Annotated in this window: 10 protein-coding genes; 4 read left to right on the forward strand and 6 right to left on the reverse strand. The window is 71.0% G+C overall.

Annotated features, from left to right (window positions below; translation table 11 throughout):
• The 4 genes from ACYVE7_RS23145 to ACYVE7_RS23160 form a co-directional block, all read right to left on the reverse strand.
• Window positions 1-345, reverse strand: a 345-nt coding sequence (locus ACYVE7_RS23145; RefSeq protein ID WP_460367111.1) for an SRPBCC family protein, incomplete at its 3' end; no start/stop codon positions are given.
• 21 nt (window positions 346-366) lie between these two features.
• On the reverse strand, window positions 367-906 hold the full coding sequence (locus tag ACYVE7_RS23150) for a TetR/AcrR family transcriptional regulator (RefSeq protein ID WP_460367113.1): 540 nt from the start codon (window positions 904-906) through the stop codon (window positions 367-369).
• Complete coding sequence (locus tag ACYVE7_RS23155; protein WP_460367114.1) at window positions 903-2,282, reverse strand: MFS transporter; 1,380 nt, start codon at window positions 2,280-2,282, stop codon at window positions 903-905. Before ACYVE7_RS23155 ends, ACYVE7_RS23150 begins: the two co-directional genes overlap by 4 nt.
• A gap of 34 nt (window positions 2,283-2,316) precedes the next feature.
• On the reverse strand, window positions 2,317-3,825 hold the full coding sequence (locus tag ACYVE7_RS23160) for an alkaline phosphatase D family protein (RefSeq protein ID WP_460367116.1): 1,509 nt from the start codon (window positions 3,823-3,825) through the stop codon (window positions 2,317-2,319).
• A 231-nt stretch (window positions 3,826-4,056) separates the two neighbouring features.
• On the opposite strand from ACYVE7_RS23160, the gene ACYVE7_RS23165 reads away from it, so the two are divergent.
• Window positions 4,057-4,467 (forward strand): cupin domain-containing protein, encoded by a 411-nt coding sequence (locus ACYVE7_RS23165; RefSeq protein WP_460367118.1) that lies wholly within the window; start codon window positions 4,057-4,059, stop codon window positions 4,465-4,467.
• Here ACYVE7_RS23165 and ACYVE7_RS23170 read toward each other — a convergent pair.
• Window positions 4,458-4,679 carry a hypothetical protein gene (locus tag ACYVE7_RS23170; protein ID WP_460367120.1) on the reverse strand — a complete coding sequence of 74 codons (222 nt, stop codon included), beginning with the start codon at window positions 4,677-4,679 and terminating at the stop codon, window positions 4,458-4,460. The two genes, ACYVE7_RS23165 and ACYVE7_RS23170, sit on opposite strands and share 10 nt — an antisense overlap.
• Window positions 4,669-5,871: a PspC domain-containing protein gene (locus ACYVE7_RS23175; protein ID WP_460367122.1), complete on the reverse strand. Its 1,203-nt coding sequence runs from the start codon at window positions 5,869-5,871 to the stop codon at window positions 4,669-4,671. The genes ACYVE7_RS23170 and ACYVE7_RS23175 overlap by 11 nt, the downstream gene beginning before the upstream one ends.
• A gap of 120 nt (window positions 5,872-5,991) precedes the next feature.
• Here ACYVE7_RS23175 and ACYVE7_RS23180 point away from each other — a divergent pair, with 120 nt between their 5' ends.
• The 3 genes from ACYVE7_RS23180 to ACYVE7_RS23190 form a co-directional block, all read left to right on the forward strand.
• Window positions 5,992-7,137 carry an ATP-binding protein gene (locus ACYVE7_RS23180; protein ID WP_460367124.1) on the forward strand — a complete coding sequence of 382 codons (1,146 nt, stop codon included), beginning with the start codon at window positions 5,992-5,994 and terminating at the stop codon, window positions 7,135-7,137.
• Window positions 7,134-7,760: a LuxR C-terminal-related transcriptional regulator gene (locus tag ACYVE7_RS23185; protein ID WP_460367126.1), complete on the forward strand. Its 627-nt coding sequence runs from the start codon at window positions 7,134-7,136 to the stop codon at window positions 7,758-7,760. The genes ACYVE7_RS23180 and ACYVE7_RS23185 overlap by 4 nt, the downstream gene beginning before the upstream one ends.
• A 204-nt stretch (window positions 7,761-7,964) precedes the next feature.
• The coding region (locus ACYVE7_RS23190) for a hypothetical protein (protein ID WP_460367128.1) at window positions 7,965-8,919 on the forward strand (955 nt) is incomplete at its 3' end.

Genomic DNA, 8,919 nt, shown 5'->3' on the forward strand with positions numbered 1-8,919 from the left:
GGGGGTGGGGGGGGGGGGGGTGGGGACGGGGGCCAGGCGGGCGGTGAGGGAGAGTTTGGAGTGGAGGGTGAGGCGGGAGGTGGAGGGGGTGGGGGTGGGGTGGACGGTGGCCTGGAAGGTGGCGGTGAGGGTGCCGGGGCCGCGGGCCTCTTTGGCCTCCGCTTCCAGGATGAGGGTGCGGGTGAAGTCGTCGACGACCGCGACGGTGAGAGTGCCGTTCAGGGTGACGGAGCTGGTGCCGACCTTGAGTTTCAGCTTGCCGGTGCGGTCGGTGGCCGACTCCTGGAGCGTCTGCCAGAGAGCGGCGGGGTCGGCCGGAACGATGATCTCGTGGTCGAGCTCCATGGGGGACCTCCGGGGGTGAGGCTAGCCCTCGATGAGGGACTGTATGGCGGGAGCGTACAAGGAGATCACGCGGGCCAGGTCGGCGGTGGCGGCGGCGCCGTCGCGGTGAATGCCGACGAGGGTGCTCAGGCCGAGGAAGTGGGCGAGGATCAGTTCGGCGCGCAGCCGGGCGTCCGGGCCGTCGAGCAGCGCCTCCAGCCGGGCGGTGACCTGGGCGCGGAACCGTTCGGGGAGCAGGGCGCGTTCGTCGCCCGCGCCGATCCCGAAGATCACGCGGATCAGCGGGCTGGCGTCCCCGGCCCGCCGTGTGACGAGAAGGGTCTCCACCATGTGCCGGCCGAGGTCGTCACGGGGGTGGTCGAACAGCAGGTCGGCGTCGGAGGAGAAGTCGGCGACGGCCGCGAAGAGCTGCTCCTTCCCCCCGAAATGCTTGACGATCAGCGCGGCGCTGACCCCGGCCTCCGCGGCGATCCCCCGCAGCGTCACCGCCGCGTACGGGCGCAGGGCGAACGCGCGTCGCGCCGCTTTGAGGATCGCCGTCCGGCCGGTGTCGGTGCTCATACGGCGACGGCCTGCACGACCCGGCGCGGAAGGGACAGGGTGACGGCCAGCGAGGCCAGCGCCGCCGCCCCCGCGATCACGAAGATCACCAGATAGGCGCGGAGTGTGGCGTGGCCCTGGAACGTCAGATGGGCGAGCACCGCCGCCGACATCGCGCTGGACGCCGACTGCCCGATCATCCGCATCAGTGTGTTGAGCCCGTTGGCGGCGGCCGTCTCGGTGACGGGGATCGCGCGCATGATCAGCATCGGGAGGGCGGAGTAGGCGAGGCCCGTCCCGGTGGCGACGATGGTGGCGCCCAAGATGATCGTCCAGAGCTCGTGGCTGGTGAAATAGCGGACCACATAGCCTACTGCGATCAGCCCCGCCGCCAGGGCCACCGTGGTCTTCGGCCCGCGCGCCGTCGAGATCCGCGCGGACACCGGCGACAGGAACGCCATGCAGATTCCGCCCGGGAGCAGGCAGAGCCCGCTCGCGACGATCGACATGCCGAGGCCGTATCCGGCCGTCGCGGGTTCCTGGACGAGCTGCGCGGTGACGAGCGAGTTGGCGTAGAACGCGAACCCGATGAACAGCGCGGCGAGGTTGGCGAGCAGCACCGTGGGCCGCGCCGACACCCGCAGGTCGACGAGCGGTTCGTCGTGCCGCAGCTCGAACCGCCCCCACCCCGCCCCGACGAGCACCGCGACGGCCAGCAGCCCGACGGTCCGCGCCGACCCCCACCCCCAGTCGGCGCCCTTGCTGATCGCCATCAGCAGGCAGAGCAGCGTGACGGTCAGCCCGGCCGCCCCCGCGAAGTCGAACCGTCCCGGATTGCGGACGGGCGATTCGGGCACGATCCGCCAGACCGCCGCCAGCACCAGCAGGCTGACGGCCGCACACACCCAGAACATCGTGTGCCAGGACGAGTACTGCACGACCACGGCGGCGATCGGCAGCCCGATCGCCGCGCCCGTCCCGATCGTCGCGCTCATCAACGCGACGGCCGAAGCGACCCGTTCGGCGGGCAGTTCGTCCCGCATGATGCTGATTCCCAGCGGCATCACCGCGAGCCCGACGCCTTGCAGCGCCCGCCCGGTGACGAGCAGCGGCAGCGCGCTGGTGATCGCGCACACCAGCGAGCCGACCGCGACGGCCACGAGCGAAAGCAGCAGGACGCGCCGTTTGCCGTACATGTCCCCGGCCCGTCCGAGCAGCGGCGTGCAGACGGCCCCGCTGAGCAGGGTCGCCGTCACGAGCCAGCCGACGTCCGAGGAGGTCGAGCCGGTCAGCCGCGGCAGTTCGGGCAGCATCGGCACGATGATCGTCTGCATCAGCGCGACGACGACCCCGCACGAGGCCAGCACGGGAGTGATCAGGGGTGCACGCTTGTTCACCCCGCCAGGGTAAACGAACGTTCACCCCCGTGCCTCACCCTTCGGCCGGGAGCTCCTTGCTGAACAGCACCGTCCCGTTCAGATCGACCAGCTCGACCGTGAGGGCCCTGGTCGCCGCCGATACCGAGACCGAGCCGAAGAACTGCGCCCCCTCCGCAGGCGAGGCGTTCACCCGCGGCCCGGTCTTCACGAACACCGCTTCGGGCCCGAAAGTCGCGTCCAGGGTGTTGGGCCCGAACGTCCCGGCGTTGAGCGGCCCCGCGACGAACTCCCAGAACGGCTTGAACTCGCGGAACGCCGCCCGCGACGGGTCGTAGTGGTGGGCCGCCGCGTAGTGGACGTCGGCCGTCAGGAACACGATCCCGCTGACGTCGTCCCGCGAAGCCTGCCGCAGGACGTCCGCGAACTCCCGCTCCCGCCCGAGCGGCAGCCCCGGGTCACCCTGCGCGACGCCCTCCTGGTTCGCCCCGTCCGGGACGATCAGCCCGAGCGGCAGATCATTGGCGATGATCTTCCAGACGGCCTTGGAGCGCCGCAGCTCCTTCTTCAGCCACGCCGTCTGCTCCGCCCCGAGCAGCCCGGGCCCGGACGTCTCCCGGTCGGTCGTGTTCGGGTTCTTCCCGGTCCGCATGTCGAGGACGAACACGTCGACGAGCGGCCCGTGCGCGATCTTCCGGTAGAGGGCCGGGGTGCGCGGGTCGACCGGCGTGTACTCCAGGGCGGCCTGCCGGGAGCGGGCCGCGAGCACGTCGACGCGCTTCTCGGTGTAGCGCGGGTCGTCGAGGATCTGGCCGGGGAACCAGTTGTTGCGGACCTCGTGGTCGTCCCACTGGTAGATCATCGGCACCCGGGCGTTGAACGCCTGGAGCGGCCCGTCGAGCAGGTTGTAGCGGAACTGGCCGCGGTACTCGGCGAGGGTCTCGGCGACCTTCGCCTTCTCGGCGGTCACCAGGTTCCGCCAGGTGGAGCCGTCGGGCAGGGCGACGGTCTCGCTGAGCGGGCCGTCGGAGTAGACGAGGTCGCCGCTGCACAGGAAGAAGTCGGGCTCGCGCGCCGCCATCGCGTTGAAGATCCGGAAGCCGCCGAACGCCTCGTTGATGCCCCAGCCCTGGCCGGCGACGTCGCCGCCCCACACGAACCGGACGTCCTGCCCGGCCGTCGGCGGGGTCCGGAACGAGCCGATCTCCGGCGCCGAGACGCTCTTCCCGTCCTCCAGCCGCACCCGGTAGTGGATCTCCTGCCCGTCGGCGAGGCCCCGCAGCCGCACCTTCCCGGTCAGGTCGGTGGCGGGCGTCAGATACGGCCCGCGGACGGTCCGCGCGTTGGCGAAATCGGGCCGCACGTCGTAGTCGACATAAAGATGGGACGGCCGGTCGGCGCGCGCCCACACGATGCCCTGCCCGTCGCCGACGTCGCCGCTCTGCACGCCGTTGGTGAGCCGGGGCCGGTCGAGCCCGAAGGCCGGCGCGCCGCGCAGCCCGAGCCCCGCCGCACCTCCGGCGATCAGCCCGGTGCGCAGGAATCCGCGTCTGTCGATGGCCATCCCAGAACCCCCTACAAGATCGATGTGGCTGTGATCCTGGGCGCGGCATCCGTACTACGCATGACTTGGGGGTGAAAGGCGGGTAGCATCTTCCGCATGTCTTCGCGCGCGCAGAACCCCGGCCTCGGTGGCCGCGCGCCGTTTTCGTGTTGTTGTCGCTGAACTGCTCTGAAGTCCAGCCGTTCTCTCCGTGCGGGCACAGCCCCGGAGACCCAACCGAAAGATCTTCCTTTGAAGACCGAGACCTTCCCCGACATCACGCAGAACCATGCTCCCGTGGTGTCGGACCAGGTGACCGTCGGCCAGATCGCGGCTCTGCTCGCCGACACGGCCGCCGCGCCGGGCGACTGGTGGCATCGGGTCGAGTTCGACCCCGCGGACCGGGTGCGGGTGCTCCTCGACAACAACCTCGTGCTGATCACCTGGCCGCCCGGGTTCCGGCTGCCCGCCCACGGCCATGACGGCCGCACCCAGCTCACCGCGGTGATCGCGGGCGAGCTCGCCGAGGTGACGGTCGGTGACGAGGGCGCGGTGGAGCGTCCGCTGCGCGCCAACCGGGTCCGGATCCAGACCGGCGACCACATGCACGAGGTCGTCAACCCCGGCTCCGGCTACGCCGTCACCCTGCACGCCTACATCTGAGCGGGCTCGTCCTCCGGGGCGGGGTCGCGCCGCCGGGAGCGGCTCGCGATCCGCACCAGCAGCACCACCGAGAACCCGATCGCCAGCACGGGCCCGAGCGTGACCGGTGCGAGGATCTCGTCGCCGCCGAACCCGGTGGCGGCGAAGTAGCCCGCGACGGCCAGGAAGTACAGCCCGGCGGCCAGCGCGCCCGGGTCGGTCCTATGCCGCATGGGTCAGCTCCAGATCGCCGAACCGGCCCTTGACGGTGAGCTCTATCGTCGGGGCGTCCGCCGCGGCCGTCCCGACGACGGTCTCCTCGTATCTGGCGCGCGGCCCGCTGATCACCTTCTTGTTGACGGTGATGTCGCCGAGGAACACCGACGCCTTCACCTTGACCTTCGCGTTGGTCGGCAGGATCACCCGCAGGCCGCCGAGGCCGATCTCCGCGTTCACTTCGTAGGACTGTCCGGGTTGCAGGGGGAGTGCGCGCAGGTCCAAGGTTCCTTCTCCAGCGACGATCCGGTAGGGCTGGGTGGTGGTGGGGTCGGTGGGCTGCCACTTGACTTCGCCGTAGCGGCCGTCGGCGGGAAGCGCGCCGGCTCCGGCGCTGAGCATGAGCGTGATCGACAGCAGTGCGCCGAGCGGGACGAGCCCGTGCGGCCGGCCGAACCAGGCGCCGACCAGCAGCCCCAGCCCGACGACGGCCAGCGCGCTCGCGCAGATGATCTGCACCTGGGCGGCGGCGTCGCCGTTGTCGGCGGCGACGGGCGCCATCGCGGCGGCCACGGTACAGGCCAGCAGGAAGAAGACCTTCCCGAGCGGCGACCGGTGTTTCCGCCGCCGTTCGGGCGCGCGCGGCGGTTTCGGCGGACGCGGTACCGCCACCGGCACGACCACCTCGATCGGCTGCAACGTCGCCAGATCGATCCACTCCTGGACGTCGGTGACGACCGGCGCCGCCGCGACCTGCGGTTCGGGCTCCAGCGGGGTGCCCTTCAACCGGTCGGGCAGGTTCTTGGCCGCCTCCACCAGATTGACGCCCCGCGCCTGCGCCACCAGGATCGCCAGCGCCAGCAGCGCCAGCGCCGTGACGCTGTCCCGGCCGGGGCCGCCCGCGATGCTCGAACCGGCGAACCCGGTGATCATCCCGAACAGGAACAGCACGACCAGCGCGCCGACCACGGCGGCGTCGTCGAGCCGCCGGTGGAAGACCCGCTCGGCGATCGACGGGTCGCCCTGCTCGTCGCCCATCAGCAGGGCCGCGGCACCGTAGATCAGCAGGCCCGTCCAGGTGGTGAAGATCAGCAGCCCGAACGCGATCCGGATCACCAGCGGGTCGATCGCGCAGCGCCGTCCGATCCCCGAGCACACGCCGGCGAGCAGCCGTCCCTCGCTCGATCTGGCGAGCCTGTCCGATGTCATGGCCTCATCCTCGCGCGCCCCCGCACAACGGACCATCCGGGACACCCCCGAGCCGACCCTGATCCTGGATCGGGGCGCTCCCCTGATGCGGAAGCCCCCAGGAGGTGTGACGATCAGAGCATGACCTCTCCGTCCCCTCCCCGGCTCGAACGGGCCCGTGACCAGCGTCTGCTGGCCGGGGTCTGCCGTGGCCTGGCCGTCCACCTGGGTCTGGAGACCCTGTGGGTGCGGCTGGCGATGGTCCTGCTGATGGCCGCGGGGCCCGGGATCGTGGCGTATCTGGCGTTCTGGGTGCTCACCCCGAAGGCCGACGAACCCTCCGGACGTCGCGACTACGCCCAGATCCTCGCCTACGGCCTGCTGTACGCGGGGGCCGCGGCCGCGCTCGGCGTCACCGGGTTCGCGCAGGTCGCGCTCTGGCCCGTGCTGATCGTCGGGATCGGCGCGACGATCCTGTGGCAGCAGGCCGACCGGGAGCAGCGCGGCCGCTGGGCCGTCCTGCCGAAGGGCATGAAGGGCATGTGGTGGCGGAGCCTGCTGGGCGCCGCGCTGGTGATCGGCGGGATCGGCGGGTTCTTCGCGCAGAAGGTCACCCCGAGCGAGATCCCGCAGGTGCTGCTGGCCACCGCGATCGTCCTGTCCGGCGTCACCGTGATCATCACTCCGTGGCTGGTGCGGCTCTGGCAGGACCTCGACGCCGAACGCGGCGAACGGATCAGATCGCAGGAACGCGCCGAGGTCGCCGCTCACATCCACGACTCGGTGCTGCACACCCTGACCCTCATCCAGCGCAACTCCCACGACCCGAAAGAGGTCGCGCGGCTGGCCCGCTCCCAGGAACGCGATCTGCGGGCCTGGCTCTACCAGCCGAAATCCGACTCGACGCAGATGTTCGCGGCGGCCGTCAAGGAGATCGTCGCCGAGATCGAGGACCGGCACGGGCTCCCCATTGACGTCGTCTGCGTCGGCGACTGCGAGCTCGACGACCGGATCACCGCGATGATCCACGCCGCGCGGGAGGCACTGGTCAACGCCGCGAAGCACAGCGGAGCGCCGTCGATCTCGGTCTACGCCGAGGTCGAAGCGGACGGTCTGGAGATCTTCGTCCGGGATCGGGGCAAGGGATTCGACTCCGCGGCCGTCCCGGAGGACAGAATGGGGGTCCGAGGCAGCATCGTCGGCCGGATGGAACGGCACGGGGGCACCGCCCGCGTGCGGTCCGCCCCCGGCGAGGGCACCGAGATCAGACTGGAGCTCAAAAAGTGACACGCGTCGTACTGGTCGACGACCACCAGATGTTCCGCACCGGAGTGAAGGCCGAGCTCGGCCCGACGATCGAGGTGGTCGGGGAGGCCGCGGACGTCGACGAGGCCGTCGCCGTGATCAAGGCGACGAGCCCCGAGGTCGTCCTGCTGGACGTCCATCTGCCGGGCGGCGGCGGGGTCGAGGTGCTCCGCCGGGTCCTGCCGTCGGACACGCGGTTTCTCGCGCTGTCGGTGTCGGACGCCGCGGAGGACGTCATCGGGGTGGTGCGGGGCGGGGCGCGCGGCTACGTCACCAAGACCATCTCGGGGCCCGAGCTGACGGACGCGATCGGCCGGGTCGCCGACGGCGACGCCGTGTTCTCGCCCCGGCTCGCCGGTTTCGTCCTGGACGCCTTCTCCGCCACCGACGCCCCCTCGGTCGATCCCGAGCTCGACCAGCTCACCGCCCGCGAACGCGAGGTCCTGCGGCTGATCGCCCGCGGCTACGCCTACAAGGAGATCGCGAAGGAGCTCTTCATCTCGGTGAAGACGGTCGAGACTCATGTCAGCAGCGTGCTCCGCAAGCTCCAGCTCTCCAACCGGCACGAGCTGTCCCGCTGGGCCGCCGCCCGGCGCCTCGTCTGAGGCGAACCAGCACGCGTACGCACAGATCTCTACTGCTGGGGTGGACAAACCGAGGCGCGGTTCATCGTAAATTGAGCAGAATAGCTAAAAAGCGGTTCATTTCTAGATGAGGTGGACTAGAGGTGAACGGGCGCTCCATGTGACGATGTGGTCATAGTCACATCGTCCCTTCGGCCCCACCCAACTTTCCGGAGGAGCGCCCCGGTGAGCATCCTGGTCTTCGCCTGCGCCACTCATGCCGTTTACCTCGTCTCGTTCATCCTCTTCAAGCTGGTCGGCCGGCGGATGGAGCGGGTGTCGCCGCGACATCCGCTGCGCGCCGCGGTCGTCCTGCTCGGCTCGCCCGCCTGGGTGGCCAGCCTGGCCGTCCTGATCAGCGGGACGGGGCTGGCGTACCTCGCGGTCGGGCACGCCCCGCTGACGCTGCTGCTCGCCTCCTACCTGATCGGCCTGCCGCCGCTGCTGTACGTCGCCACGACGTTCTTCGGTGAACGGCTCAGCCCGCGCGAGTGGCGGGCCGTCGGGCTGTCGGCGTTCGCGCTGCTCGCGGTGTTCGTCGCGTCGGGCGCGGTGACGCGGCACGGGCTCACCATGCCGCCGCACCTCGACCATGTGACCGCGGACCCCTCACTGTGGCGGCTCGCCGCGGTGCTGGTGCCGTCGCTGGGCCTGCCGATCTGGATGTTCTGCCTGCGGGAGCGGAAGACCGACAGCCGGCACGGGCGGCCGCTCACCGGTGTGGCCTACGGGATCGGCGCGGGCGTCCTGCTCGGCACGGCGGAGGCGTTCGGCCTCGGCATCCCCGCAGTGATCGCCGACGATCCGGCGCGGTTGGCGTCCACCCCTTATCTGGTGGTGTTCCTGGCGGCGGGCGGGCTCGGCCTGGGCCTGCTGACGATCTCGTTCCAGCAGTGCCGGCTGGTCATGATCTCGATGAGCGTCAACGTGGTCGGCAAGGCGCAGCTCCTGGTCGCGGCGACGATCCTGTACGGCGAGCCGTGGCCGTCCGACCCGCTGCGGCTGGCCCTCCAGCTCATCGGCCTGGGCCTGCTGGCCCTCGCGATGATGTCGCTCCCGACCTTCGAACGCTCCTCCGCCTACCCCCGCGCCCCCCGCCCGGAACCGCAGCCCCGCCCCCTCCCCGCGGCCCAGCCCCACC

The sequence above is a fragment of the Actinocorallia lasiicapitis genome (assembly GCF_054778695.1).